This window comes from Mesorhizobium sp. M0088, assembly GCF_040322895.1.
Classification (GTDB): domain Bacteria; phylum Pseudomonadota; class Alphaproteobacteria; order Rhizobiales; family Rhizobiaceae; genus Mesorhizobium.
Genome location: NZ_JAMYUI010000011.1, coordinates 73,079 through 98,331 on the forward strand (window position 1 = coordinate 73,079; position 25,253 = coordinate 98,331).

A 25,253-nucleotide genomic window follows, 5' to 3' on the forward strand; every position below is an offset into this window, starting at 1 on the left:
AGACCCACGGCGGCGCCAGGTTTTGTACGGCTGCCCGACCAGGTCGAACAGGGAACGAGGCGTCGGCCTCGGCAAAAGTGTCCGATCAGCAGATTATCGATTGGCTTCACGGCTTGCCTCTAGCATGCCGGGTCATTATTTCGGTGCTTGGCACAAAGCCCAAAGGTCATATGAGTGAATGGTCGTTCTACTCGTTCGACAAAAAGGGCTTCAGCTTCCAAAACTGGTTAGATGAGAATGCACCTGGGTACATCGTCTTAGAGCGACCAACATTCGATTTTACCCCCGTACCGGTCGAGATCTGCCAACAGATATTGAGCGACGTCCAGAAGTGCGAGTCTAACTTTGGCTACATTCCAGTGATCATGGATTCGGGTGGGGTGGGCAGGACTGGTCAGGTGTGCCGGTGGATGAAAGCTGTGGAACGAAGCGACAGCTAACCCTGGCTTCATAGCCTAGGTTTGTAGCGCTCTTGACTGCCTGACCGCGCCGGATAAATTCCATGCCGTGCCTTGAGAGAAGCGGCCCTGGGCATCTTGGCTAAGCCGCGTGATAACCGACGATGGGGGAGCCCTTACGTCGTAGACAACGAGCAGCACGGCTGCCCAACAAAACTCCTTGAACACATCAACTGGCCCGCTGACCTGCTCACGCAGTCGGCGGCCGAACGAACACGTTTGGAGATGGAGTCATGCGGATACAGAGTGGCTATTGGTGGGCGATTAGCATTCGGCAGGAGGATGATCGGCCCGAGATCATCGACGTAGGTTCTTATTCCTTTGGCCAAATGGCCAATCGTGTTGGGGATGCCGATCCATTCGACTTGATAGAATTCGAGCTACTGCAATGGCTTGATGCCAGCCTCTGGCCAACGGAGGGCGCCGTCGATCCATCGACAGTTCGCGAGGGCTATTGGTGGGCGCTTGACCCGGCAGAGAACGCATATCAGATCGTCTTGGTGGGCAAAGATAGAGCAGTTCGAACCTTCAATGGCGATTTCGATAGCTGTCTGGACGAGTTCGAATTTCTGATGCCTCTGGATCTCATCCCCACGGCTCGCTCCGATCACTAGGGCCTGTCGCCGTCACGTTGGCTGCTTGCGCGTCACCCCGAACCTTGGTCATGTCGCCTCCTGATCCGTTACGCGATAGGCTCCATGGCCAACCTTGATGAGTAGGCGCTCGTTACACATCCGAATGAGATAGCAACGAGCTGAACGGTGCGCGGACAGAGGCAATTCTGCCGATGCGGCTATCTGAACCCCTTGATATCAGCGCATCAACTCGGTTGAAGCAAAACGAGATCTAATCGCATTAACTCACCGCGAATGGTCCGTTAGCAGACTATTTCAACAACAGCGCTGTATTGGCGGTAGCCCTCTCCCGACTCGAACCCCCGAATAAGCGGTTCGATCATGCTTGCATCACTGTATGTCCAGGGCCGTCAACTTCCTTCATGAGCGCGCGAAATTCAGCTGGAGGCGCAAGGCAGAAAGTTCGAAAAGCTTCCAGGAACCCCAGCGCGCGCGCCGCCGGAACCTGGCCGAGAATGATGGCGGAGCCGGCAGCAACGAAATTGATGGCGACGCCGGAGACAATCTGGCCGCCCCAATGGGTGATCGAGGCGAAACTGTGCACCAGCGCGAACAATGACGGCGGTGAACCGCGGCCGCCCAGGCGCCGCAACCGCCAGGCAGGCGAGCAGCAACGGCCCGGAGAACACCAGTTGCTCGGCGGCGATGGTGCGGGTCGCATCCCGCACCGCCATCATGACGGCGCCCGCCGAAGTGAGTATGGCGACTAATCGGACAGCAGGCACAGCATTCAATCCCCGAAGGCGTCAGTCTACGTTCGTAAGAGACATATGGCGCGGCGCGAGCGCTGCGGCTGTACGACAGACGAAAGCGGTTCTCAATCCGAGGCGATGCCGTTCTTGATCCGTGTGAGGCGGCTTTCGCCTTCCTCCGGGCCGAAGCAGCTTTCGACATCATTGCATTCCCGGCAACTGGGCGCGCTGCACAGCGAAAAACCTTCGGCCTCGCAGAGCTTGCGGTAGAAGTATTTCTTCCATTTCATGTTTTGGGTGTTGCCGGCCGCCAGCGTCGGAAAATGCCAGGCGAGCAGGCGGCCGAGCTCGGTCCGATTAAAAAGGCCAAGCTCCTGCCAGAGGTGGTCATTGCGCATGGCACGCCGGGCGATGATCCTGGCGAAGCGGGCGCTCGCCTTGTCCCCCGGACGGGCATGCGCCAACAGCAGTCCATGCAGCAGTTCTTCCTCCAGATCCGGCTCGGGCTCGCTCACCTCTTTCAAGGCAAACGCGTTGATAGGAATAGCAGGAAAACAGCGGGACAGGACATCGCGCAGCTCGGCGCGCGAAAGTCCGGTTGCCTCCGTCACAGTCGCCTCGCCGGCCTCGATCTCCTCGAGCGCACGTGAAAGCACACAGGCAAGCACATGCTGGTCCAGCTCGATCTGCGGCGATTGGCCGGTGCTGAGCCGGGCATAATGTTGAGCAAATATGGTGCGTTCTCCTGGTTTGTCCCTATCAATTCATGCAGAGACCCGGCCTGCCGCAACATGGGTCGGGCAGTTCTTCGGGTGTACGCAGTCGCGGATCGCCTCGCGGTCGAGTAGTTCGGAAATTTTCGTCTGGTCCACTCGGCTCTGTCGCAAATTCTGTGATTGGAAGGAGGCGTTTCGCGAACCCCGGCCCTGCCGTTTGCGCCTCACGGGGAACACAGGCGCCGGAATGCCCCCGCAGAGTTGGACGTGAACCGTGCGGGACAGAGGTCGCGTGCTGAGTGCGGCCACATGGTTCAAGCCGCCAGACTCACGGTTGAATGAGTCCGATTCAAAACGCGCAGCGGGTGAGTTCCAGCGCACGTTCAGGACAGGATCGCGCGCCTCGCGATGCAGGCAGCTCCTCCCCTTGCGCAACTTCAATGTCACCAGGCAGGATGTAACCCTCGTCATCAAGCTTGAAGATGTCCGGCGCTTGCGCCGCGCATCGCGCGTGACCCTGGCATTTGGCATTTTGGACGATGATGCGCATGGCGCTGCCTCCATTGTCGGTGCCCCGGCTCGGGGCGGGCCTAGGACCAGTCTAGGATCAAATTCTCGATCCCGAACACATGGCCGCCAGAGGTTATCGGTGCCGTACCCTGCTTGATCCTGAAAGCCGGGATGCGCGCCAGCCACTCCTCCAGGCCAATGACAATCTCCCGCCGGGCAAGGTGTGAGCCAAGGCAACGGTGGGGACCATAACCAAAGGCGGCGTGGCGGTTGTCCTCCCGCTCCAAATCGATCGTGTTGGGGCATTCGAATTCCGCCGGGTCACGATTGGCAATCATGGTGGCGCAGGAAACATAGTCCCCCTTCCGGATCGGCGCGCCTTCGAAGTCGATATCCTTCGTGGCCACGCGGATCAACTGAATGGGCGGATAGGCCCGCAGCAATTCTTCGGTTGCGAGCGGGATGCGGTCCGGTTCGCTCCGCAGCAATTGCTGATCTTTGAGGTTGCGTGCGAGGTAGGCCAAGTCAAAGCCTATAGCTGCTGCGACTGTGTCGAGCCCAGCGACGAAGACAAGCACGCCGATGCCGCGGACTTGGGTGTCCGTCAGCCGGCGGCCCTCGACCTGTGCCTGCACGATAAAGGTCATGAAATCGTCAACCGCCTCCTGGCGGCGCATGGCTGCAAGTTCGTCGATGAATGCCACGATCGTCCGGGCAGCCACAGGTCGTTCCTTATCGTCGCCGTGGAGCAGATCTTTCCCCCAGCCGACGAATGTATCGAGTCGGTCATCAGGCAACCCCAGAAAGCGAAGAAAGGTGCTCACCGCGAAAGGAAAGGCAAAATCCTTCATCACGTCGCAGCTTGTGCCCGACGCGGCGATCCTTTTGATCAGCTCGACCGCCCGTTCGCGGACCTCCGGTTCCAAAGCCAACACCCGCTTTGGCGAAAGCAGCGGATTGAGCAGTGAGCGAAAGACGCCATGGGCCGGTGGATCGAGCTCAAGCGGGATCGTCGGCCAGTTTTCACCCAGTATGGAGGAGAAGATGCTGCGATGGCTGGAAAAAGTCTCTGCGTCCTGCAGCACCCTCCGCTGGTCCGCGGCACGGGTGATGACCCAGGTACCCCGGCCATCTTGCGTGTTGTAGCGGGAGTAAAAGATCGGAGGCCCGTCATGTACGCAAGCGACAGCTGCGTGTGGGTCCCCGTTGGGTGTTGGTGGCATCCCTGGCGATGTAAACAGGCTGAAGTCCCTCACCATTTCGGGTGGGACATGATCTGGAACGGGGTTGGTCGCCATTTTGTTTTCTCTACATTGGCGTTCATGGCTCGATTGAGATTGCACGGCTGTTCATAAAGTCGATTTCCAGCATGGGCACGTCTCTTGTCGGGCGCCTTCTAGATTCTGTCGCCTGATACAGCCCACCTGCACCAGCGCGGATGAGATCGGTTGCGAAGTCGATCAGAAGGGGCATCTCCGCCGCTCTGCGGTCATGAAGCAAAGCCGCCGCTTATCCCCGATAGGGTTGAGAGGTGGTCAATCACCGCTGAGCTCCGTGACGCACTGCTGACGCCCCGCTGACCAAATTGTCGAAGCAAGTCGCGTGCCGGATAGGCGTACCGATGGCGCTGCACCAAGCGATGCCAGCCTGCACTGGGCCCGCCGCTGGGATCACCTGTCCATCATTCTTAGGACAACGTCCGACAACCGACATCCGTGATCGGTTTTGTCGAGTCCGCGACATCAAGCTGTTCGGCCTGGCTGCTGCTGCACAGCGTTCCGGTCGACAAGCGAGGAGATCGCTCGTACGGCCCGGATTGAGCAACGACGCGATCCAGCGCAAGGATCGGCTGCGGTCCGACAAGACCCGACGGCGCTTGCGCGCGATGATCGGAATATCAACAAGGTCGAGCCGCGCTTCGGTTCGGCGTTGATGGCGTATGCGTTTTATCGCTCGCAGGCGCTGCAAGGATTTTCGGTCAGACGGCGATGCACTCGTGCGCAGCAGTCCGGCCGGCGACGACCTTGACTGTATCGATGCGGTCCGTTCCGGCGTGCATCACGTGACCGCGCGTATGCGCTACGACCTCGCGAGCCGCTGTCGGAACGTGGTGCCGAGTCCTATGGCGGCCGGTTCAATCCGAGGGCCTGTCGGCACTCTATACATCCCTGTCGCTCGGACCGGGAATGCGTGGCAGACTCTCGGCCAGAAACCGCCAGTCGCTGCGCTCGCGTTCGCCTTCCTTGCGCGTGCCGAAGAACTGGATGATCATCTTGCCGTCGGCGCCATAGGCTTCAATGGACGTGACGTGACCGTCCCTCGTCGGCTTGCGCACGGCCCAGACCTCGCGGATGTGATGGGTCCTCAGATGCAGATGGAAGGTCTCGTCGAGCACATTGATCCGCGGCCCGATCTGCTTGACCGACTTGATCGGGCCGGAATGGATCTGGATGCAACCACGATTGCCGACAAAGCACATGATAGGCATCTCGTCTTCGGCCGCCTGTTGGAACAGGGCGCCAACGGCATCATTGTTGAGCAGCCAAGCGTAATCTTCGTCGGCCATACGCATTGCCTGGCAGCGGCTGAGCTTCAGTGTCTTCAACATATGGTAGAACTGATGCACGTCGCTCAGCCGGCTCCAGTGCTCGCGTAGGTCGTCGGCCGTGGCGGCTTGGTCTGGAATCGCTGCGTTATCGCGCGCACCGCCCGCTTCGACCGATATGATCGGCTCCTGGTCGGAGGATACGAGCTCTGCCGTCAGATCCTGATAGGCGTGCAGGTTCGAGGCGGGCCTGAGATGTACTTTGTGCATCGCCTCGCCGGCGGCATCAAAGAATTGCAGGCTGCGGCGGATCTCGGCTCCCTCGCGCTTCTCGACGGCGAAGCCATACGCCCACGCTTTCGGGAAGATGCGCAGGTCGATCTCGTCGCCGAGCACCATGGCATGCTGGTTGCCGGTGACCACTTTGTCGTAGACGCCGATCTTTTGGTGCACGGCACTTTCGTTGCGGGTGAGCGCCATCACCTCGCCGACCGCTTCGAGGCCGGTCAGCAGATCATCGACGCGCGGCTCGATGCGCACCGCGCCGTGACCACAATGCGCCGCGACCAATTCGGCTTCCGAAATGCCCAATCGAGCTGCGAGATCATGCTCCCGGATTTTCGGATTGTCTTTGCACGCCCGCCGAATTTCGTCGGGCGACGGTTTCTCGCGCTGGTCCATGTCTTACCCCTGCTTCCACCGAGAGGATCATCTGCCCTGCCCGGGAATCTTCAGCCGATAGGGCGCGCCGAAATGCTCGATCCTGATCTGCTGCTGGCCCGTGAACAAAGTGTCGCTGGACAGCATGCGCGCGTCGTCGCACCCGCGCGAAGACCGGGGGGTGCTGCCGGAGCGGTGAGACCCGAGTGACACCAGCAGGCACATGCCGATGGAAATCGAGCCGGTCGGCGGCCACTGGGCGCTGGTGAGCGATTGTGGGTGTCGTCGCACTCGGCCAATCCGGCATTCGGATGCCACGGGCTCCGCTGCTTTGCCAAACAAAGCGCATCTGACCCGGTCCTGACATGTTGCTCCCTTGCTTCGCCCCATCGATCGCGAGGGCACCCACGGCATGATTGTGGATCGGCAGTCCGTTGCCGCCTCGCTAAATGGAGGTTCAAAAACCGTGCCAATTGCGCCGAAGCAAGCTCAGAAGAAGTCTTCTGTACGATGGTCATTGGTTTGATGTGAATTCAGCCCAGAACTCAGGGCCTCACACCCCGTGGGGCGGACCCGACAAACCCGACAGGACGTGTCCGTTGGCCGACAGCTTCGCAGCAATGCACTCACAAGAAGCACGGCAGTGTCAGAGATGCCGCGCTGTGTTGAAACGTTTTTTTCGCTTTGGCACGGTGCATGCGACGTGATGCGCAAGCAGGTCCCGGACTGAGGAGAATGGAGCCATGATTACGCTCACCGACAACGCTGTTGCCGCCTTCAAGACTGCTCTTTCCCGCGCCAGCGAGCCGGCGGAAGGCTTTCGCATTATGGTCGAGGCCGGCGGCTGCGCCGGCTTCAAATACTTAATGGGCCTGGAGAGCGTGTCGCGCGAGGGCGACGCGATCACTGACACAAATGGGATCAAGCTGTTCGTGGACGCGGGCTCCCAACCACATGTCGCCGGCATGACCGTTGACTTCCTGACCGGGCTCGAATCTTCCGGCTTTGTCTTCGATAACCCCAATGCGCGCGAGAAGTGCGGTTGCGGCAAGTCCTTCAGTTAAACGCCCGAAGCGCCTATGCGGCCGTCGGACTGATTTTGCGGCAGAGGAGACTTATATGGCCGGCACGACAGATGTCCCCGTCCTAAAGAACAAGGTAAGGTCAAAGCCGATTTCGGGACAGCCATTCGCTTCCCTAGGATGCAAAGAACGTTGCCTCCCGAAACAGCTCGGGCCCTGGTGGCACCCGAGCTGCTTGCGGACAAATCGCGCTGCTGTGCCAAATTCGGCTCATCGATAACGTTGTCGCGTTCGGGCGTCCTTACCTGCGGGCTGACGGCGGCCACTGCGAACATGTCCATCTCGACGGAGATCCGGTCTGCGTCAAACACTCCGGGCGTCTGCGCGGGCTGCCAGTTCAGCCCCATGATCATCAACGGCATGCGCCAGAGGCTCAACGAGTCGGTCCGCGCTCGCGTCATTCTGGTTAACTGAGGATCGCACCTATGAAGCCTGTCTATCTCGACAACAACGCAACCACACGGGTCGATCCTGCGGTCCTGCAAGCGATGTTGCCGTTCTTTAGGGATCAATTCGCCAACCCTTCGTCGGCGCACGCTCTTGGCGCCTCAGTCAGTGCGGCGGTGAGAAAGGCGCGGAGGCAGTTGCAAGCGCTGATCGGCGCGGAGTTCGACGATGAGATCACCTTCACCTCAGGTGGGACAGAAAGCGACAATGCAGCGCTTCTTTCAGCGCTCGAGGCGGCGCCCAACCGAACCGAGATCGTTACGTCCGCGGTCGAGCATCCCGCCGTGCTGACGCTTTGCGCGCATCTTGAAAAGACCCGCCGCGTCAAGGTGCATAGGATCCCGGTGGATTGCCGTGGCCGGCTCGACCTCGACGCCTATATGGCCGCCCTGACCCCAAGGGTGGCAATCGTTTCCATAATGTGGGCGAACAACGAGACTGGTGTGATCTTCCCCGTGGCCAGGCTTGCCGAGTTGGCCAAGGAAGTGGGCGCCCTTTTCCATACGGATGCTGTGCAGGCGGTCGGCAAGCTTCCGATGGACCTGAAGTCGACCGCAATCGACATGGTGTCGCTCTCCGGCCACAAGCTGCACGGGCCGAAAGGGATCGGCGCGCTTTTCGTAAAACGTGGCGTCAATTTCCATTCGCTGATCAAGGGGGGTCACCAAGAACACAACCGGCGTGCTGGCACCGAGAATACGCCCGGCATAGCCGGGCTCGGCACGGCGGCCGAACTCGCCTTGAAATTCATGGACGACGAGACCACACGGGTAAAGTCGCTCCGCGATCGCCTGGAGGGCGGGATCCTCCAGCGCATCCCAAGCACCTGTGTCACTGGTGATCCCCTGCAACGGTTGCCCAACACCGCAAACATCTCCTTCGAACATGTCGACAGTGATGGAATTCCACTTCTCCTCAGCCGCATTGGCATCGCGTGTTCTTCTGGCTCGGCCTGCACCTCCGGCTCTCTGGAACCAAGCCATGTCCTAAGCGCGATGAAAACGCCGCACGCGGCAGTCCGCTTCTCCTTGGCGCGGGACAACAGCGAAGAGGATATCGACCGGGTGCTCGAGGTCATGCCGGCAATCGTGGGGAAGCTGCGCAGCTTTTTCGGTTCTGGGCCGGGTAATCCGGTCTATGCGTGAGCGGCAGAAGAACAGGCTGCCGGTCATGACCCGTCATGTCTCTCTCAACGATACGACCTTGCGCGATGGCGAGCAGGCGCCGGGCGTCGCCTTTACCACGACGGAAAAGCTGGAGATCGCTGAGTCTCTTGCGGCGGCCGGCGTGACAGAGATCGAGATCGGCACGCCGGTCATGGGCGTCGACGAGATCGAAACAATTCGCGCCGTGGTAGCGCGGCGTCTTCCGGTTCGCCTCATGGCCTGGTGCCGGATGACGTCGTTGGATCTCGATGCAGCGATCGAGAGCGGCGTCCAAGCCGTCAATTTGTCGCTGCCTGCGTCGGACATCCAACTTGCCGCCAAGCTCGGCCTCGACAAGGCGGGAGCGCTCCAGGTCATCGATGATATGGTCAGGCGCGCCGCCGCCGCCGGCTTCTTCGTCGCGGTGGGGTGCGAGGATGCCTCGCGGGCCAATCGGGATCATCTCGCCCGCGTCATCGAGACGGCCGCACGCGCCGGCGCAAGCCGCGTGAGGCTGGCCGACACAGTCGGTGTTCTCGACCCGTTTTCAACCTTCGAACTTGTCGCCCAGCTGGTGGTGCAGTCTCCAATCGACCTTGAATTTCATGCGCACAACGATCTCGGACTTGCTGGCGCCAACACGCTAGCCGCAATCCGCGCAGGCGCGCGCCATGCCTCCGTCACCGTCCTGGGGCTCGGCGAGCGTGCGGGCAATGCCGCGCTGGAAGAGGTGGCCGCCGCGATGGCGGTCTTCGGCGGCGCAGATACCGGCATCGAGCTGACCGCATTGCCCGGCCTCGCCGCCGAGGTGGCTTGGGCCGCCCGCCGGCAGACCGCGGCCACTAAGCCGGTCGTCGGCGCCGATGTTTTCACCCACGAATCCGGCATTCACGTCGCAGGGCTGCTGAAGGACTCGCGTACTTATCAGGGGCTTGATCCGGCTCTCGTGGGCCGCTGCCGGCGCATCGTCATCGGCAAGCATTCCGGCGCCACTGCGATTGCCCATGTGCTGAGCGAAAGCGGTCGCGATCTCGACCCGGATCTGGCAGCCGCGATGGTGGCCCGCGTCCGGCGCGAGGCGGCCGAGACCAAATCGACGCTCACTGCAACTCAACTGGTCGAGCTCTACGATAAAATGTGCAGCGAGGCGTCCCTCTTCGAGCTGTGCGGGTCCAGGTCAGCCGTGCGCGCGCGCGCAAAGGCCACAGTTTTGCGACCAGGGAGAATGCAATGAATTGTTCCGCTGACAGCCGCCCCATCGATGTCACAGACATCCTCGCACGACTGAAGCGCCTGTCGGCCGCGGAGGAGTTCTTCTCAGTCCTTGGCGTCTCCTATGACCCCAAGGTGCTGAATGTCTCGCGGCTCCATATAATGAAGCGCGTGGGCCAATACCTTGCCGAAGAAGATTTCTCCGGTCTGCCCGACCAGGTGATTGCCGCGAGGGTGCGCGCGACGCTCGAACGCGCTTACGAGGACTTTGCGATTTCCTCGCCGCTCACGCATCGGGTCTTCAAGGTGCTCAAAGACCACGATCCGAACAAACCTGCCGCGCCGGGTCACACCTTTATCCCGTTCGACTCGGTACTGAAGCGGTTCGGACGAGAATGAGCGGCGACAAGGGTTGCGACGCGACAATGTCGAGCAGCCGACAAATCCGGTCATCACCACAGCGCCGTCAGAAGCAACCAGCCGAAGTTGTAGGAAAGGGGCAGCGCAAGAGACTTGGCACGAATTATGCGGATCAAGGAGATAACCGCAATGCCCCGCAACCGGACAGGAGCCTAGAGAAACCGCCAATGCACATCGTAATCTGCATCAAGCAGGTGCCGGACTCGGCACAGATAAGGGTCCATCCGGTGACGAACACAATCATGCGCCAGGGTGTTCCGACCATCATCAACCCTTACGACCTGTTCGCCCTCGAAGAAGCGCTCAGACTGCGCGATGCCTATGGCGGCGAAGTCACTGTGCTCACCATGGGTCCGCCCATGGCAGAGGACGCGCTGCGCAAGGCGCTCGGCTACGGCGCCGACCGAGCGGTGCTCTTGACCGACCGCTATTTTGCCGGCTCCGACACGCTGGCGACCTCGTTCGCCCTTTCCCAGGCAATCGCGAAGGTCGGCGAGACGTTCGGCACGCCAGACCTCGTCTTCACCGGCAAGCAGACGATCGATGGCGACACGGCCCAGGTCGGGCCCGGCATCGCCAAGCGCCTCGGACTCCTGCAGCTGACCTATGTCGCGAAGATCCCCTCTATTGATCTTGCTGCAGGCGAGATCAAGGTCGAGCGCCGCTCCGAAGGCGGCACACAGATGCTGAAGAGCAGGCTGCCTTGCCTCATCACCATGCTGGAAGGCACAAACGAGATCCGCCGGGGCTCGATCCACGACGCCTTGTGCGCCGCGCGCAGCCAGGTCTTGAAATGGAGTGCGGCCGACGCCGGCATTGAGGATCTCACCAAATGCGGCCTGCGCGGCTCACCGACCGTCGTCAAGCGTGTTTTCGCCCCTCCTGCTCGAGCTGAAAAGGCGGCACTAATCGACACCGCCGAGAAGGCCTTGCGCGATGTCGCTGACGAACTCATCACCGCAATCTTCACCCGCCAGCCGGCGCTGGAACATGAGCTCGCCTTTAACGGCGGCGCGTGACGGCAAGGAGCAAAACGATGTCGACCGCGAACCGAGAAACCCCTCGCCCTGCCGCCGGCCGCGCCGGCATAAAGAAGGAGCTGCCCGCCCATTTCAAGGACTACCGGCACGTCTGGGTCTTCATCGAGCTCGAACGCGGCCAGGTCCATCCCGTATCATTCGAGCTGCTCGGCGAAGGCCGCAAATTAGCAGACAAGCTTCAGGTCCAGCTTGCAGGCGTCGTGCTCGGACCGCCGGGAGAGGCCGTCGGGAACGCCGTTGCCGAGGCATTCGCTTATGGTGCTGACCTTGTCTACATCGCCGAGGCGCCCCTGCTCGCCGACTATCGGAACGAGCCTTTCACCAAGGCGATGACGGATCTGGTCGATACCCACAAACCCGAAATCCTTCTTCTCGGTGCCACCACACTCGGCAGGGATCTTGCCGGCTCCGTGGCGACGACCTTGCAGACAGGGCTCACGGCCGACTGCACCGAACTCGATGTGGATACCGACAGTTCGCTCGCCGCCACGCGTCCGACTTTCGGCGGTTCCTTGTTGTGCACGATCTATACGCTCAATTTCCGCCCTCAGATGGCGACAGTGCGGCCAAGAGTCATGCCCATGCCGCAGCGGACGGATAAACCGGTCGGGCGTGTCATCCGGCACAAGCTCTCGCTTGCCGAGGACGAGATCGCTACCAAAGTCCTCGGCTTCCTGCCGGACAATCAGTCGGCAAAGGCAAACCTTGCCTATGCCGACGTCGTGGTTGCGGGAGGCCTTGGTCTTGGCGCGGCGGAGAACCTGCAGCTTGTGAAGAACCTCGCGCGAGCAATCGGCGCCGAGCATGGCTGTTCGCGCCCGTTAGTCCAGAAGAGCTGGATGCCAGCTGATCGGCAGATCGGCCAAACTGGCAAGACCATCCGGCCGAAGCTTTACATAGCGGCCGGGATTTCCGGCGCCGTCCAGCATCGGGTTGGCGTCGAGGGGGCGGATCTCATCGTGGCCATCAACACCGACCCGAACGCGCCGATATTCGATTTCGCTCACCTCGGAATCGTCACCGACGCGATCCGCTTCCTGCCCGCACTGACGGAAGCCTTCACGCGGCGGCTGTCGCCCCACAGTCGCGATAAGCTTGCGAGCTAAGGGACGGACATGATCGAGGAAAACTTCGACGCCATTGTTGTTGGGGCAGGCATGTCCGGAAACGCAGCTGCTTACACCATGGCCAGCCATGGCCTAAAGGTGCTGCAGTTGGAGCGCGGTGAATATCCGGGCTCCAAGAATGTCCAAGGTGCCATCATGTACGCGAACATGCTGGAGAAGATCATCCCGGATTTCAGGGACGATGCGCCTCTCGAGCGGCATTTGGTTGAACAGCGGCTTTGGGTGATGGACGACACATCCCATACCGGGATTCACTATCGGTCGGACGACTTCAATGAGGCCAAGCCCAACCGATACACAATCATCCGTGCCCAGTTCGACAAATGGTTTTCGCGTAAGGTGCGCGAGGCCGGCGCGACGGTTCTGTGCGAGACGACCGTGACGGAGCTCATCCGTGACGCCAAGGACAGGGTGGTCGGCGTCCGCACAGATCGGGCCGGCGGAGCCATCTACGCGAACGTGGTCGTTCTCGCAGAAGGTGTCTGCGGACTGCTTGGCACGCGAGCCGGCCTGCGCCAGATGCCGAAGCCACAAACCGTGGCGCTCGCCGTTAAGGAAATGCATTTCCTGCCCGAAGAGGTCATTGAGCAGCGGTTCGGCGTCAAGGGCGATGAAGGCTGCGTGATCGAGGCGGTGGGCACGACCTCCCGCAGCATGGCCGGGCTCGGCTTCCTCTACACCAACAAGGAGTCGATCTCACTGGGCATTGGCTGCCTCGTCTCCGATTTTGCCGCGATGGTCGAGAGCCCCTACGTTCTCCTTGATGCCTTAAAGAGCCATCCTTCGATCCGGCCGCTGATCGCCGGCTCGGAAGTGAAAGAATATTCCGCACACCTCATTCCCGAAGGCGGCTACAAGGCTATTCCGCAGCTGTTTGGCGATGGTTGGGTCGTGGTCGGCGATGCCGCGCAACTGAACAACGCCATTCACCGCGAGGGTTCGAACCTCGCCATGACCTCCGGCCGCATCGCGGCTGAGGCAATCATCGAGGTCAACAGCCGCAACGCTCCTATGACCAAACGAAATCTCGCTCTTTACAAAGCCATGCTGGACAAGTCCTTCGTGGTCAAGGACCTAAAGAAATACAAAGATATGCCGGCCTTGCTCCACACCAATTCCTGCAATTACTTCACAACTTATCCGCGGTTGATGTCGCAAGCCGCGCAGAACTTCATGCGTGTCGACGGCACGCCGAAGATCGAGAAGGAAAAGGCGACCACGGCGGCCTTCATCAAGGCGCGCTCGCGTTGGGGGCTGGTCAGCGACGCGGTCCGCCTTGCATTGGCGTGGCGCTGAAGGGAGACGAAATGACGATCGCAGTGACAAAGTCACGTGTCGAGGACAAGCTTTACCAGAACCGCTACTTGGTGGATTCCGGCCGCCCGCATATCAAAGTGCGACCGCACGAGAGGCCAAGCGCGAACTTGCTCGCGCTTACCCACGTCTGCCCGGCGAAATGTTATGAGTTGAACGACAAAGGTCAAGTGGAGATCACTGCTGACGGCTGCATGGAGTGCGGCACCTGCCGGATTTTGTGTGAGACCAGTGGCGAGATCGAGTGGAACTATCCACGCGGCGGTTTCGGAGTCCTCTTCAAATTCGGATGACCGACGCACGCACGTATTAAGAGGGTTGATCTTGATACAGTTTAGGTCTCGCCCAACGCCAAGTCTATCTTCGTTGCTTCGATCGTCGCTTCGACGAAGAGAAGCTCGTGAATACTGTGCTTTCAGAATTCAGATAAAAAAGGAGGAGCACTCTGGACGACAACCCCTGAGGTGTTTCCATGACCCACGGACCGCAAGATCGGGTCGACGAGGTTGGACCTCGGGAGACCCGCCCTGAACCGCCCATCAAAAGCATGCCCCAATCAGATATCGCGCTCAGAGGACTCTACGAGATATCGAAGGTGCTGACCGCCCCCAGCGAGCTGGAGATTACGCTCGCCAATGTCGTGAACGTCCTGCCTTCATTTCTGCAGATGCGTCACGGAGCAATCGTCGTCCTGGACGCTGAAGGAGAGCTGGAGATTGCCGCGACTGCCGGCAATACCCACGTACGTCAATCAGGCACTCGCCGCGTCATACCACAGGCCGTAACAGATCAAATCGTCGCTACGGGGACGCCGCTCTTCATACCGGACGTGCGCAAGTCCCAACTATTTCAGGCTGACCTTCAAACGTCTTCGAGCATCGGAACCATCCCAATTGCCTTTATCGGTATCCCGCTAAAGGCTGATCATGATATCCTTGGGACATTGTCGATCGACCGCGCCGGAGACGGCGCCACCGACTTTCGCGACGACGAGGACATTTATTTCCTGACGATGGTCGCCAACCTTGTCGGCCGGACCATCCGCCTCCATCGCGCCCTGAGTACAGATCGTCAGCGGTGTGGCCATGAGCAATCGGGACCGGAGAAATCGCCCAACGAGGGGAGGACCTACGACCCTGCCCGGCATGCGGATGCCAAAATCGACGGGATCATCGGGGAAAGCCCCGCACTCAAGCAGGTGCTCGAAACCGTCTCGGTCGTAGCAGGGACCAATTCCACCGTGCTTCTTCGGGGTGAAAGCGGCACCGGCAAGGAATTCTTTGCGCAGGCCATCCATAAGCTCTCACGTCGGAGGAAGAAGTCTTTCGTCAAATTGAACTGCGCCGCACTGTCTGAAAGCGTTCTGGAGTCAGAACTGTTTGGGCATGAAAAGGGCGCTTTCACGGGTGCTATCTCCCAGCGCGCCGGTCGTTTTGAATTGGCAAATGAGGGAACGCTGCTACTTGATGAAATCGGCGAGATTTCGCCGGCCTTTCAAGCCAAGCTGTTGCGTGTCTTGCAGGAAGGCGAGTTGGAGCGAGTCGGCGGCACCAAAACGCTACAGGTCGACGTGCGCCTCATATGCGCCACCAACAAGGACCTCGAGACGGCCGTCATAAAAGGGGAGTTCAGGGCCGACCTTTATTACCGCATCAATGTCGTGCCAATTATCCTGCCTCCGCTCAGAGAGCGAACCGGCGATATTCCACGCCTTGCGAACGCCTTCCTCAACCGGTTCAACAAGGAGAACGATCGCGCACTAGCCTTCGCGGCGCCGGCGCTTGACCTGATCTCGCAATGTTACTTCCCTGGTAACGTCCGCGAGCTGGAGAACTGCGTCCAAAGGACGGCCACACTTGCGCGCTCAAGGACGATCACTCCATCCGATTTCGCCTGTAAGAAGGGCCAGTGCCTTTCCTGGCTCCTCTGGAAGCGAGCCGACCGCTCGAATGGCGGCAATGCCATCGACGATCTCGCACGGGTCAACGCAGTGCCGGTCGGATTGCGGCTGCCGGCCAGTTGCATCGGTGCCTCCGCAGGCAAGATATCTCCCCTTACGGCCGGCGATCCGAACGATCCCGCTTGTCCCCCGCGTCTGGCGGAACGCGACCGGGTGATCGACGCGATGGACAAGGCCGGTTGGGTCCAGGCCAGGGCGGCTCGTATCCTCGGCCTCACGCCGCGGCAAGTCGGCTACGCCCTGCGCCGGCATGGTATCGTGGTGAAGAAATTCTAGACGTCGTGATGACGTCAACCGTAAGCAGCCCGGAGTGGTCTCGCTCACACTCTGCGCGCCCGAGGCTGCTAGCCTCGCGACCCTATTTGCGTGTCCACTGTCGTAAGCCCGACAAAGGTTTGTCGGAGCAATCCGAAGGAATCTGACACGACAAGCCTATTCGTGAACCGAAACAGCTCTTTGAGCTGGCATAGCTCTTGCGCTTTGGACTGCGACATCACGCAGCAACGGAGCCGTTCATGTCCGCACCGGCAATTTCGCTTGAGAGCCTCAGCACGACATTCGGTGACCAGTTGCTTGGCACCATGAAAGCTGGTGGCTGCGCCTCTTCGTCCTGCGGCTCGTCGACAAAGCCCGACGACACGGATCCGGCTGTCTGGGAGAAGATCAAGGATCACCCCTGCTTTTCAGAAGAGGCGCATCACTATTTCGCGCGCATGCACGTCGCGGTCGCGCCGGGCTGCAATATCCAGTGCAACTACTGCAATCGCAAATATGATTGCGCCAACGAAAGCCGGCCTGGGGTGGCCTCTGAAAAGCTGACGCCCGACCAGGCGCTACGCAAGGTGATCGCGGTCGCCAGCGAGGTGCCGCAGCTTTCCGTGCTCGGCATCGCCGGACCGGGCGATGCCTGTTACGACTGGAAGAAGACGAAGGCGACCTTCGCCAGGGTCGCCAGGGAAATCCCAGACATCAAGTTTTGCATCTCCACGAATGGGCTCGCGCTACCGGACCATGTCGATGAGCTTGCCGACATGAATGTCGATCACGTGACGATCACCATCAACATGGTCGACCCTGAGGTCGGTACAAAGATCTATCCTTGGATCTTTTACGACCATCGCCGCTACGTCGGCCTCGAAGCCGCCCGGATGCTGCACGAGCGGCAGATGTTGGGCCTGGAGATGCTGACCGCGCGCGGCATCCTCACCAAAATCAATTCGGTGATGATTCCTGGCGTGAACGATGAGCATCTGATCGAGGTGAATAGATGGGTCAAGGAGCGAGGCGCGTTCCTGCACAACCTCATGCCGCTGATTTCGGACCCGGCGCACGGCACGCATTACGGACTGAGTGGGCAGCGCGGCCCAAACGCAATGGAGCTGAAGGCTCTTCAGGATCGTCTCGAAGGCGGCGCCCAGTTGATGCGCCACTGCCGGCAGTGCCGGGCAGATGCCGTCGGCATGCTTGGCGAGGATCGTGGCCAGGAATTCAGGGCCGACCGGATTCCCGGCGAGGTCACCTACGATGCCAGCAAGCGTAACGCCTATCGGGAGCTGGTCGCGCAGGAGCGCCGTGATCACGTGGCGGCCAGAAGTGAAGCGATCGGATTGGTCAAGGCAGCGAGGCCCGGCAAAGCCGTCCTCTTCGCGGTGGCGACCAAGGGCGGCGGCCGCGTCAACGAACATTTCGGCCATGCGAAGGAATTCCAGGTTTACGAAGCCTCGCCGAGAGGGATCAGCTTTGTCGGGCATCGCAAGGTGGAGAAGTATTGCCTCGGCGGCTTGGGCAAGGAAGCCGCCCTCGGTGGCATCGTCGCAGCCCTTCAAGGCATAGATATCGTGCTGTGCGCCAGGATTGGAACTTGCCCGCAGGATCAGCTCGCGGACGCTGGAATCAGAGCCACCGACGCTTGTGCCCATGACTATATCGAGACGGCAATCAGCGCGATTTACACCGCCGCGTCAGGGGCCCCCGCACTCGCGGCGACGGCCTGAGCTGTCTCATCCATTCGGACCAGGAGTTAAAATGGCTTTCAAGATCATCGCATCCCAATGCACCCAATGCGGCGCCTGCGAATTCGAATGTCCTTCCGGCGCGATCAAGTTCAAAGGCGAGAGCTACGTGATCGAGTCACAGAAGTGCACCGAATGCGAGGGGGTCTTCGATGCGCAGCAATGTGCCTCGGTATGTCCGGTGCCGAAGACCTGCGTTCCTGCGTGACCACATGGGCTGCCGACATGGGCGGGGCTGCCTACGCAGGACGCCTGCAACGCCTTGTTCACAACCTGCAGCCGCAAGAGAAATCAGGGAACGGACATGTCGCTCGGACGCGAAGAGGAGATCGAAATCCGCAGGCCTCCACGATTCATGCCGGGAGAGCGGGTACGTGCCACTCGCCACATAAAGAATGACGGCACCTATCCTGGCAGGGAGATCGGCGAAAATCTCGTGCGCAAGGGCGACGAGGGATATGTGCGCGACATCGGCACCTTTCTCCAGCAGTTCTTCATCTATGCGGTCGAGTGGATCGACCGTGGCACCGTCGTCGGCATGCGAGCGCGTGAACTGATGAGCCTCGAGAAAGCCGAGTCCTGCAGTGCTGCAAGCAATTCCAATGAAGGGACGGCCAGATGAAAGTCATGATCCGCAGGACCGATGCTGGCTTGTCGGCGTATGTCCCCAAAAAAGACCTCGAAGAGCCGATCATCAAGCTTGAGAAGGAAGAGTTGTGGGGCGGAACTATCACGCTCCGGAACGGGTGGCGGCTCGTCTTACCCGATCTCCCACGGGATACGCGTCTGCCGATCACTGTCGAGGCCAGGAAGGTTTCCGAAGAGGACTGATGCTGCCGCTAAGTGCGTCGCGAGGAAACGAGCATGAATACGATCCTGACATCGGGCCACCTTGTCATAGTGCGGGACAGTTTTGCCGATAAGCTGCTTGACCTGGCGAAGGCAGCGCTCGCCGCCGATGAGGTGATCCCCTATCTCGGTCCGGGTCTTCTTGGGTTCAACTGTGCGGAACCGCCTGTGCCGCATAATCCGGAGGTCGTTGCCGCGGCACTCAATGCACGGGCGCCCGCCCCTTCCAGGATCCGCACCAATATGTGGTCGGTTGCGCAGTTCATCGAACAGCGCCGGCATCGCCGGACGCTTCAAGCTTGGATGACCGAGATATTCGCAGCGCCGGTGAGGCCAACCCTCCTCCACGCCTGGCTCGCAAGGTTGCCGCTCTCCCTCATCATCGACAGCTGGTATGACAGCGCGATGCGCACGGCTCTCGTGGAGAGCGGCCGAACGGACGTCGTTGAGATACAAGGCGTCACGCGGGCGAACGAAATCGGCAACATTTGGACAAAAACCTACGATTTGTCCGGGAGGGAGCTCGACGCCCGATCGGGGGCAAAGACGGTCCTCTATGCACCTCACGGGAGTAGTAGGCCCTCGCAAAACTTTCTCGTCGCAGATTCCGACTATGTCGAAGTCCTGACCGAAATTGATATCCAGACACCTATCCCTGACGTGGTGAAGGAACGGCGCATCACCCGTGGATTTTTCTTCGTTGGCTGCCGCTTCAACGATCAGATGCTGCGCACCTACGCCAGACAGATCATGAAGCGCTCCCGCGGTCCCTATTGCACCGTAATGGACGCGGAAACCCTGACCAGAAACGAAGCGCGTTTCCTTGCGGCAAGCGGAATCACGGTGATCGACATGCCACTTAGTCAAGCGGCGGCTCGGCTTCTGGGAACGGGCAAGGCTGCAGGTTGTGGACAGGATTAAAATGGCGGTCGCCTTTGATGATGCGTCCTTCGGCTTTCCTCGAAGGCGCAAAATGCAGTCGGGAATACACCCGTGAACAGTGATGCTGTCGGCAGCGCAACGGACGCTCTGAATTCGTTGACCCATGTTGAAGCGGCGCGCTGGGGCCGGGATTTGAGTACGCTGTTGCGCATAACGCGTATGAATTTTCGGCATCCCTGGCAGGTCGCCTTCGCTATGGGCTCGACGATCATGGCGGCAATCCTCCAGTTGCTCATTCCCCAGCTTCTCGGCCGGGCTGTCGACCAGGCCCAGACAGCCATCGGGGGCGGTGTCGCCGGGAGCGCGGCAGGACAAGCGCTCTGGACCCCGGCTCTCCTGCTGCTCGCCGTCAGCGCGCTACGCGGCCTTTTCACGATGGCGCAGAACTATTTTGCCGAAGCCGTCGGGCATCATGTCGCGTACGAACTGCGGCTCGCCTACTACGACAAGATCCAGCGTCTCAGCTTTTCCTTTCACGATCGGGTCCATTCAGGCGATCTGATCACCATCGGAATGCTCGATCTCCAAGGCGTGCGGATGTATTTTTCCACCGCGCTCGTTCGCGTGGTCCTGCTCACCATGCTGATCGGGATCGGCGCTTACATGATGATCTCGATCGATCTCATGCTCGGCCTGGTCGCGCTGAGCTTCGTGCCTTTTGTCGCCTGGCGCTCATCGACCACACAGCTTAGGCTGCGCGCCACCTGGCTCGACCTCTATGAGCGCCTTTCGGTACTAAGCCGCGTGATGAAGGAAAATCTCGCAGGCATCCGCGTGGTCCGCGCTTTTGCGGCTCAATCCTATGAGATGCTGAAGTTCGACCGCGCTTCCAAGACCGCGCTCGGCCTCGCCAACGATCTCGTTGACATCTACGTACCCAGCACGTCGGCGATGACCTTGTCCTTCTTTTTCGCAATGGGATTGGTGCTTTGGATCGGTGGCAACAAGCTCATCGCTGGCGAGATCAGCGTCGGAACGATGGCGACCTTCCTGACCTTCATGACCATCCTGCAAATGCCAGTCCGCCAGATCGGCCTCATGGTCAATGCCTTTGCCCGCGCTTCCAGCTGCGGTTCGCGGCTTTTCGGTCTCCTCGATCAGGAGATCACGATCAGGGATGCTCTCGAGGCCAGACCGCTTGAGATAAGCGACGGCACTCTGCGCTTCCACAATGTCTCATTTGCGTACCCCAATGTCGAAAACCGCGCCATTCTGAAGAACCTCAGCTTTGAGGCCCGGAGAGGCGAGACGATCGCGATCGTCGGTCCGCAGGGTTCCGGCAAATCGACGATGGCTCATCTGATCCCCCGCTTTTACGACGTGACCGGTGGCGCCATCACGTTGGACGGCCAGGACATACGCAATGTCACCCTCGAGAGCCTTCGCAAGGCGGTTGCCGTTGTACAGCAGGATGCGTTCCTGTTCACCACCACGATTGAGAACAACATCGCTTATGGCGACCCCTGGGCGAAGAGACAGCGAATTGAACGCGCTGGCGAATTCGCCCAGCTCCACAACTACATCCTCGGGCTCCCAGCAGGGTATGAGACGGTCGTGGGCGAACGCGGCGTCTCTCTCTCTGGCGGCCAGCGCCAGCGTCTCACGATTGCTCGCACCATGATGCTGCGCCCCTCTGTCGTCGTTTTCGACGACTCGATGGCCGCGATCGATGCCGGCACCGAGCAGCGCATTCGCGCGGCGACGCGGCGCTTCGCCAAGGATCGGGTGACGATCATCATCGCGCACCGGCTGAGTGCGCTTCTGCATGCCGATCAGATCCTTTTTGTCGATAACGGCGAAATCGTAGAACGCGGCACGCATGAAGAGCTTCTGGCGAAGCGGGGACGCTACAGGGCCCTTTACGATCTCCAGACGCGCCCAGGTGATAGCATATGACCCAGTATGGGGGCGCCCGCTGATGGACCAGGGCCCCGGCGAACTCGAAGCCGACCGTGACGACGGCAGACGCCCTCCGCGCGCGGTCGTCGGCTCGCACCGGATCGAGGAGGAGATGTTCGGCCGGGCTTTCGACAAGAGCATCCTCCGCCGGATCTGGGGCTTCGTCCATCCCTATCGGGCAAAGGTAGTTGTCACGATTGTCGCGATGCTGATCTTCACCGGGACGCAGCTTCTCATCCCCTTGATCATCCGCTACGCGATCGACAACGGCATGAACCCGGCAGGGACCGATCGCTCAGCCCAGCTTGCGGCCGTCGGCGCGTTCCTTTCGGCGATTTTGGTCAATTTCGCCGCCGGTTACATGCAGGAAACCTTGGATGGGAAAATTGCCGAAACTGTCCTGTTCGACATCCGCCGCGCCATGTTTGGCCATCTGCAAAAGGTTTCGCTCTCTTTCATGGACAAGACTGAGGTCGGACGCCTGATGTCGCGGCTGCAAGGCGACGTTAACTCCATACAGGAGTTCCTGGAAACCTCGGTATATTCCCTAGGCGATGTTGCGCTTCTCTTCGGCATCGTTTTCGTAATGCTGTGGCTCGACTTTCGCCTCGGCCTCCTGACGCTGTCGGTTCTGCCGATCCTGGTGATCGTCCGCATTGTCTGGCTGCCGCGTGCCCGCGACGCCTTCATGGCTGCACACGAAACCAATTCCGTCGTCAATGGCGCGCTGGCCGAAGCCATTCACGGCGTGCGGACCATACAGTCGATGGATCGCCAGCAGGTGAATTTCATTCTTTTCGACGACCGGGCCCATGCCAACCTCAGGACCCAACTGATCGCTGCCAGATATGCACTGGTCATGGTGCCTATCGTCGATGGCCTCACGGGCCTCGCCTTGGCCGCCGTTATTGTGGTCGGCGGCTCGATGGTCGTGAATAGCCGTATAGATGTGGGCGTGTTGGTAGCCTACCTGTTTTACATCCAGCGCTTCTTTGACCCGATCCGCTCACTCACCTTGCAATATTCGATCATGCAGCGCGCCATGGCCTCAGGCAAGCGCCTGACCGATGTGCTCGATGTCAAGATCGATGTTCAGGACAAACCCAATGCCGAGGTACTTTCGCCCGAAATGGACGGCTCGGTCGAGTTTAGGGACGTCACATTCGGCTACGATCCGAACCGTTCGGTTCTGAAAAATGTCTCCTTCAGGGTCAACCCCGGCGAGACGGTCGCACTGGTCGGACCGAGCGGTTCTGGCAAATCGAGTGCGATGGCCCTGGTCCACCGCTTCTATGATGTTCAGCAGGGTCAGGTGCTGGTCGGCGGGCATGATGTGCGCGACCTCACCCAAGAATCGCTCGGCCGCCAGGTCGCCATGGTGCTGCAGGAGCCATTCCTGTTCACCGGGACGGTCTTCGAGAACATTCGATACCAGAAGACGGAAGCCACGCGCGACAAGGTGATCGAGGCGGCGACGGCGGTCGGCGCGCATGACTTCGTCATGAGCCTCGCCGACGGGTATGAGACCCAACTTGGCGAACGCGGCGACAACTTATCTCTTGGCCAGCGCCAGCTTATCAGTTTCGCCCGGGCCCTCGTCGCTGACGCCAAGATCCTCGTGCTCGACGAAGCGACCGCCAACATCGACAGCTACACGGAATTGCAGATTCAGAAGGCTCTGATCAAGCTGCTTGAAGGGCGGACTGGCCTCGTCATCGCCCACCGCCTCGCCACGATCCGGGGGGCCGACCGCATCATCGTGCTTCAGAATGGCCAAGTTGTTGCGACTGGCAACCACGATGAGCTAATAGCCATGGGCGGCCTGTATTCCAAACTCTACTATCTCAACTATGCCTCCTTCGACGACATCCCCGAACACGAGACCACCGTGCAAGCTGGCTCCCAGACCTGACTTTTTGGCGGCCTTGTGGTAGTGGCGTTGACTTTCGGGCGTGTCGGCGGACCACTCAGGCACCGCAGACGGCCAGCAGGCAGCATTCAAGGACAAGCACTCCTCGCAGTTCGTGAAGACCGGCTGCGAACGATTTCCTCCAGCATCGTATCCCGACCGCAGTGCACCCCATCATCGGGCGAGCTCGCTCCTGGTGGTGGCTGGGCGTAGCAAAGCCGCTCGCGAGCGCGCCCTCAACAGCGCCGAAGCGAGTGGCGGCTTTGCTACCGCCGGGCCGCTGATGAAGCTGGAGGCGCCGCACCGACGCCGCCCCGGGCGAGAAGAACCTCTGCGGCGGGCTATGGGCAACGGCTAGCGCGAGCGCGACGAGCAGACGCGTGCCTGCATTGTGACGCGCTCGGCCATCATCTCCTTAGGATCATGCAGGTTCACAAGATGGCCCAGACGCCAGCCAACGCACAAACCTGGTATTCTGTGCCGCCGGCTCGTCGTCAGTTTGGCCTCCCTCCCGATTGCCCGTCCCCACCACGTGCACGCTAGAGCACGTGGATGTGAGGGAGCGCTGTACAACGATTCAACCTCAGACTGCGAATTTCATGGTCAGCCAAGTCGAGCCATGATTTCGGATTGGATGGTCGTCGCAGTGTACAGGGAAGCATCTAGCGGCAGATTTCCAAATGCCAGTTGACAAAGCAGGTAGTTGGCACCTGCCTCTTCCAACTGACCTAACAGAGCTTTTCGCACAGATTCTGCTGATCCTACCACGCACAATTCACTCTCGACTGCCGCATCGAAGGTCAGCGGCAGGTTTGGTGGAGTGGGGATAGCGTTAAGCTCGTAAAGGAATTGGAAGCTCTTGAGCCAGCGTTCGTAAGCAGGTGCCGCGAGCGAATAGGCATGTGTGTCACAACGCCCAACCACGACCATGCGGAGCAATCCGATAAATTGCGCCTGATCCCCCGCGCCAGCGTTGTCCTCTCGATAGGCGCGGAACGCATCAGTAGTTTTGCGAACAGAAGAGGAAGGTCCTACACACGCGATATTGGTTCCATTCGCAGCCGCCCAAGCTGCGGACTCGGGTCGATTGGCAGCGACCCATGTCGGCGGATGTGGACGCTGATGAGGTCTTAGCGTCAAAGGAACGTCATTGAGATCAAAATGGCGGCCTTGATAGCATAGCGTGCCGACCTTCATCGGATTAACAAGTATTTCCATGAGGATTTCGCTGGCTTCAGCATAACGGCCCGGCACCGCGTCCGCACCAATCCCGAAGTAGCCCAATTCGATCGGGAGAGCACCGCGCCCTATGCCCAGTTCGAGCCTGCCACCGCTCAACTGGTCCAGCATACAGATCTCTTCGAACGCACGCAGCGGATGATAAAGCGCAAGCAGCATCACCAAGGGTCCGAGACGCAAGCGCCGGGTGCGCTGGGCGACGCTCGATAAGAACAGATTCGGCGATGGACCTCTCCCATGGGGAGTACAGTGGTGTTCTGCGAGATGATAGGCATAGAACCCTAGCTGATCGCACGCCTCTGCTAATATCAGGCGATCTTCGTACTGCCGACCGATGTCGCGGCCATCCTCGTCCAGATGATCGAAGATGCCGAACGCTAGGTTTGAAGGAAAGACGTTTGTCACTCGATAAGTCCCCGATTTTAAAAGCAGGCTGTTCT

Annotated in this window: 24 protein-coding genes and 1 pseudogene; 17 read left to right on the forward strand and 8 right to left on the reverse strand. The window is 60.1% G+C overall.

The annotated features are described in order from the left end of the window. The first annotated feature begins 691 nt into the window (after positions 1-691). Entirely contained in the window at positions 692-1,072 is a 381-nt protein-coding gene (locus NKJ67_RS14965; protein ID WP_023760385.1) for a hypothetical protein, read from the forward strand. A gap of 385 nt (positions 1,073-1,457) precedes the next feature. Here NKJ67_RS14965 and NKJ67_RS35145 read toward each other — a convergent pair. From NKJ67_RS35145 to hemP, 6 genes and pseudogenes are all read right to left on the reverse strand, one after another. After that, positions 1,458-1,646 (reverse strand): annotated as a pseudogene (locus tag NKJ67_RS35145) (ABC transporter permease); the annotation flags it as partial. A gap of 264 nt (positions 1,647-1,910) precedes the next feature. Further along, the gene (locus tag NKJ67_RS14975; protein ID WP_352581872.1) at positions 1,911-2,519 is read right to left on the reverse strand and encodes a nitrogen fixation protein NifQ; all 609 of its coding nucleotides are present in this window, start codon (positions 2,517-2,519) and stop codon (positions 1,911-1,913) included. A 331-nt stretch (positions 2,520-2,850) separates the two neighbouring features. Further along, on the reverse strand, positions 2,851-3,051 hold the full coding sequence (locus NKJ67_RS14980; protein WP_352486899.1) for a ferredoxin: 201 nt from the start codon (positions 3,049-3,051) through the stop codon (positions 2,851-2,853). Between the two features lie 40 nt (positions 3,052-3,091). Beyond that, complete coding sequence (locus NKJ67_RS14985) at positions 3,092-4,309, reverse strand: cytochrome P450 (RefSeq protein WP_352581803.1); 1,218 nt, start codon at positions 4,307-4,309, stop codon at positions 3,092-3,094. Positions 4,310-5,169: 860 nt separating this feature from the next. Further along, a complete protein-coding gene (locus NKJ67_RS14995; protein ID WP_352581804.1) occupies positions 5,170-6,237 on the reverse strand; it encodes a hemin-degrading factor in 1,068 nt (355 codons plus the stop codon). A gap of 27 nt (positions 6,238-6,264) precedes the next feature. Continuing rightward, complete coding sequence (gene hemP, locus NKJ67_RS15000) at positions 6,265-6,507, reverse strand: hemin uptake protein HemP (protein WP_352581805.1); 243 nt, start codon at positions 6,505-6,507, stop codon at positions 6,265-6,267. Positions 6,508-6,959: 452 nt separating this feature from the next. Between hemP and NKJ67_RS15005 the strand changes: the two genes are divergently transcribed. The 9 genes from NKJ67_RS15005 (at position 6,960) to nifA (ending at position 16,239) form a co-directional block, all read left to right on the forward strand. Further along, positions 6,960-7,280, forward strand: coding sequence for a HesB/IscA family protein (locus tag NKJ67_RS15005; protein ID WP_352581806.1), 321 nt, complete (start codon positions 6,960-6,962; stop codon positions 7,278-7,280). 443 nt (positions 7,281-7,723) lie between these two features. Further along, positions 7,724-8,890 (forward strand): cysteine desulfurase NifS, encoded by a 1,167-nt coding sequence (gene nifS, locus NKJ67_RS15010; protein ID WP_352581807.1) that lies wholly within the window; start codon positions 7,724-7,726, stop codon positions 8,888-8,890. A gap of 25 nt (positions 8,891-8,915) precedes the next feature. Then, positions 8,916-10,124, forward strand: coding sequence for a homocitrate synthase (gene nifV, locus NKJ67_RS15015; RefSeq protein ID WP_352581873.1), 1,209 nt, complete (start codon positions 8,916-8,918; stop codon positions 10,122-10,124). Further along, the gene (gene nifW, locus NKJ67_RS15020; RefSeq protein WP_352581808.1) at positions 10,121-10,501 is read left to right on the forward strand and encodes a nitrogenase stabilizing/protective protein NifW; all 381 of its coding nucleotides are present in this window, start codon (positions 10,121-10,123) and stop codon (positions 10,499-10,501) included. The genes nifV and nifW overlap by 4 nt, the downstream gene beginning before the upstream one ends. Before the next feature lie 188 nt (positions 10,502-10,689). Then, entirely contained in the window at positions 10,690-11,541 is an 852-nt protein-coding gene (locus NKJ67_RS15025; RefSeq protein WP_023795975.1) for an electron transfer flavoprotein subunit beta/FixA family protein, read from the forward strand. Positions 11,542-11,558: 17 nt separating this feature from the next. Continuing rightward, on the forward strand, positions 11,559-12,668 hold the full coding sequence (locus NKJ67_RS15030) for an electron transfer flavoprotein subunit alpha/FixB family protein (protein WP_023766900.1): 1,110 nt from the start codon (positions 11,559-11,561) through the stop codon (positions 12,666-12,668). A 9-nt stretch (positions 12,669-12,677) separates the two neighbouring features. Further along, positions 12,678-13,985: an FAD-binding protein gene (locus NKJ67_RS15035; protein ID WP_023813709.1), complete on the forward strand. Its 1,308-nt coding sequence runs from the start codon at positions 12,678-12,680 to the stop codon at positions 13,983-13,985. 11 nt (positions 13,986-13,996) lie between these two features. Continuing rightward, entirely contained in the window at positions 13,997-14,296 is a 300-nt protein-coding gene (locus NKJ67_RS15040; RefSeq protein WP_023678245.1) for a ferredoxin family protein, read from the forward strand. A 179-nt stretch (positions 14,297-14,475) separates the two neighbouring features. Then, a complete protein-coding gene (gene nifA, locus NKJ67_RS15045; RefSeq protein WP_502905222.1) occupies positions 14,476-16,239 on the forward strand; it encodes a nif-specific transcriptional activator NifA in 1,764 nt (587 codons plus the stop codon). 217 nt (positions 16,240-16,456) lie between these two features. Here the strand turns inward: nifA and NKJ67_RS15050 are convergent, their stop codons facing one another. Next, positions 16,457-16,630, reverse strand: a complete 174-nt coding sequence (locus NKJ67_RS15050; protein WP_352581879.1) for a hypothetical protein — start codon at positions 16,628-16,630, stop codon at positions 16,457-16,459. Between NKJ67_RS15050 and nifB the strand changes: the two genes are divergently transcribed. From nifB to NKJ67_RS15085, 7 genes are all read left to right on the forward strand, one after another. Continuing rightward, positions 16,545-17,957 carry a nitrogenase cofactor biosynthesis protein NifB gene (gene nifB / locus NKJ67_RS15055; protein WP_352581809.1) on the forward strand — a complete coding sequence of 471 codons (1,413 nt, stop codon included), beginning with the start codon at positions 16,545-16,547 and terminating at the stop codon, positions 17,955-17,957. The genes NKJ67_RS15050 and nifB overlap by 86 nt on opposite strands. Before the next feature lie 31 nt (positions 17,958-17,988). After that, complete coding sequence (locus NKJ67_RS15060) at positions 17,989-18,183, forward strand: 4Fe-4S dicluster domain-containing protein (protein ID WP_023672218.1); 195 nt, start codon at positions 17,989-17,991, stop codon at positions 18,181-18,183. 96 nt (positions 18,184-18,279) lie between these two features. Then, the gene (locus NKJ67_RS15065; protein WP_352581810.1) at positions 18,280-18,597 is read left to right on the forward strand and encodes a nitrogen fixation protein NifZ; all 318 of its coding nucleotides are present in this window, start codon (positions 18,280-18,282) and stop codon (positions 18,595-18,597) included. Next, entirely contained in the window at positions 18,594-18,806 is a 213-nt protein-coding gene (gene nifT, locus NKJ67_RS15070; RefSeq protein ID WP_023813715.1) for a putative nitrogen fixation protein NifT, read from the forward strand. The genes NKJ67_RS15065 and nifT overlap by 4 nt, the downstream gene beginning before the upstream one ends. 33 nt (positions 18,807-18,839) lie before the next feature. Continuing rightward, on the forward strand, positions 18,840-19,745 hold the full coding sequence (locus NKJ67_RS15075) for an SIR2 family NAD-dependent protein deacylase (RefSeq protein WP_352581811.1): 906 nt from the start codon (positions 18,840-18,842) through the stop codon (positions 19,743-19,745). Between the two features lie 72 nt (positions 19,746-19,817). Continuing rightward, positions 19,818-21,662, forward strand: a complete 1,845-nt coding sequence (locus NKJ67_RS15080) for an ABC transporter ATP-binding protein (protein WP_352581812.1) — start codon at positions 19,818-19,820, stop codon at positions 21,660-21,662. Positions 21,663-21,684: 22 nt separating this feature from the next. Then, complete coding sequence (locus NKJ67_RS15085; protein WP_352581875.1) at positions 21,685-23,577, forward strand: ABC transporter ATP-binding protein; 1,893 nt, start codon at positions 21,685-21,687, stop codon at positions 23,575-23,577. Between the two features lie 600 nt (positions 23,578-24,177). Here NKJ67_RS15085 and NKJ67_RS15090 read toward each other — a convergent pair. Continuing rightward, positions 24,178-25,218: an LLM class flavin-dependent oxidoreductase gene (locus NKJ67_RS15090; protein WP_023736289.1), complete on the reverse strand. Its 1,041-nt coding sequence runs from the start codon at positions 25,216-25,218 to the stop codon at positions 24,178-24,180. Positions 25,219-25,253 lie beyond the last annotated feature (35 nt).

Bases quoted from the DNA above. Each gene is read 5' to 3' on its own strand.
- nifW (WP_352581808.1), top strand. From the start codon at position 10,121: ATGAATTGTTCCGCTGACAGCCGCCCCATCGATGTCACAGACATCCTC.
- nifS (WP_352581807.1), top strand. From the start codon at position 7,724: ATGAAGCCTGTCTATCTCGACAACAACGCAACCACACGGGTCGATCCT.
- nifV (WP_352581873.1), top strand. From the start codon at position 8,916: ATGACCCGTCATGTCTCTCTCAACGATACGACCTTGCGCGATGGCGAG.
- NKJ67_RS15040 (WP_023678245.1), top strand. From the start codon at position 13,997: ATGACGATCGCAGTGACAAAGTCACGTGTCGAGGACAAGCTTTACCAG.
- NKJ67_RS15060 (WP_023672218.1), top strand. From the start codon at position 17,989: ATGGCTTTCAAGATCATCGCATCCCAATGCACCCAATGCGGCGCCTGC.
- NKJ67_RS15005 (WP_352581806.1), top strand. From the start codon at position 6,960: ATGATTACGCTCACCGACAACGCTGTTGCCGCCTTCAAGACTGCTCTT.
- nifA (WP_502905222.1), top strand. From the start codon at position 14,476: ATGACCCACGGACCGCAAGATCGGGTCGACGAGGTTGGACCTCGGGAG.
- NKJ67_RS15065 (WP_352581810.1), top strand. From the start codon at position 18,280: ATGTCGCTCGGACGCGAAGAGGAGATCGAAATCCGCAGGCCTCCACGA.
- nifB (WP_352581809.1), top strand. From the start codon at position 16,545: ATGAAAGCTGGTGGCTGCGCCTCTTCGTCCTGCGGCTCGTCGACAAAG.
- NKJ67_RS15085 (WP_352581875.1), top strand. From the start codon at position 21,685: ATGGACCAGGGCCCCGGCGAACTCGAAGCCGACCGTGACGACGGCAGA.
- NKJ67_RS15075 (WP_352581811.1), top strand. From the start codon at position 18,840: ATGAATACGATCCTGACATCGGGCCACCTTGTCATAGTGCGGGACAGT.
- NKJ67_RS15035 (WP_023813709.1), top strand. From the start codon at position 12,678: ATGATCGAGGAAAACTTCGACGCCATTGTTGTTGGGGCAGGCATGTCC.
- NKJ67_RS15025 (WP_023795975.1), top strand. From the start codon at position 10,690: ATGCACATCGTAATCTGCATCAAGCAGGTGCCGGACTCGGCACAGATA.
- nifT (WP_023813715.1), top strand. From the start codon at position 18,594: ATGAAAGTCATGATCCGCAGGACCGATGCTGGCTTGTCGGCGTATGTC.
- NKJ67_RS15030 (WP_023766900.1), top strand. From the start codon at position 11,559: ATGTCGACCGCGAACCGAGAAACCCCTCGCCCTGCCGCCGGCCGCGCC.
- NKJ67_RS14995 (WP_352581804.1), bottom strand. From the start codon at position 6,237: ATGGACCAGCGCGAGAAACCGTCGCCCGACGAAATTCGGCGGGCGTGC.
- NKJ67_RS14980 (WP_352486899.1), bottom strand. From the start codon at position 3,051: ATGCGCATCATCGTCCAAAATGCCAAATGCCAGGGTCACGCGCGATGC.
- NKJ67_RS14985 (WP_352581803.1), bottom strand. From the start codon at position 4,309: ATGGCGACCAACCCCGTTCCAGATCATGTCCCACCCGAAATGGTGAGG.
- NKJ67_RS14965 (WP_023760385.1), top strand. From the start codon at position 692: ATGCGGATACAGAGTGGCTATTGGTGGGCGATTAGCATTCGGCAGGAG.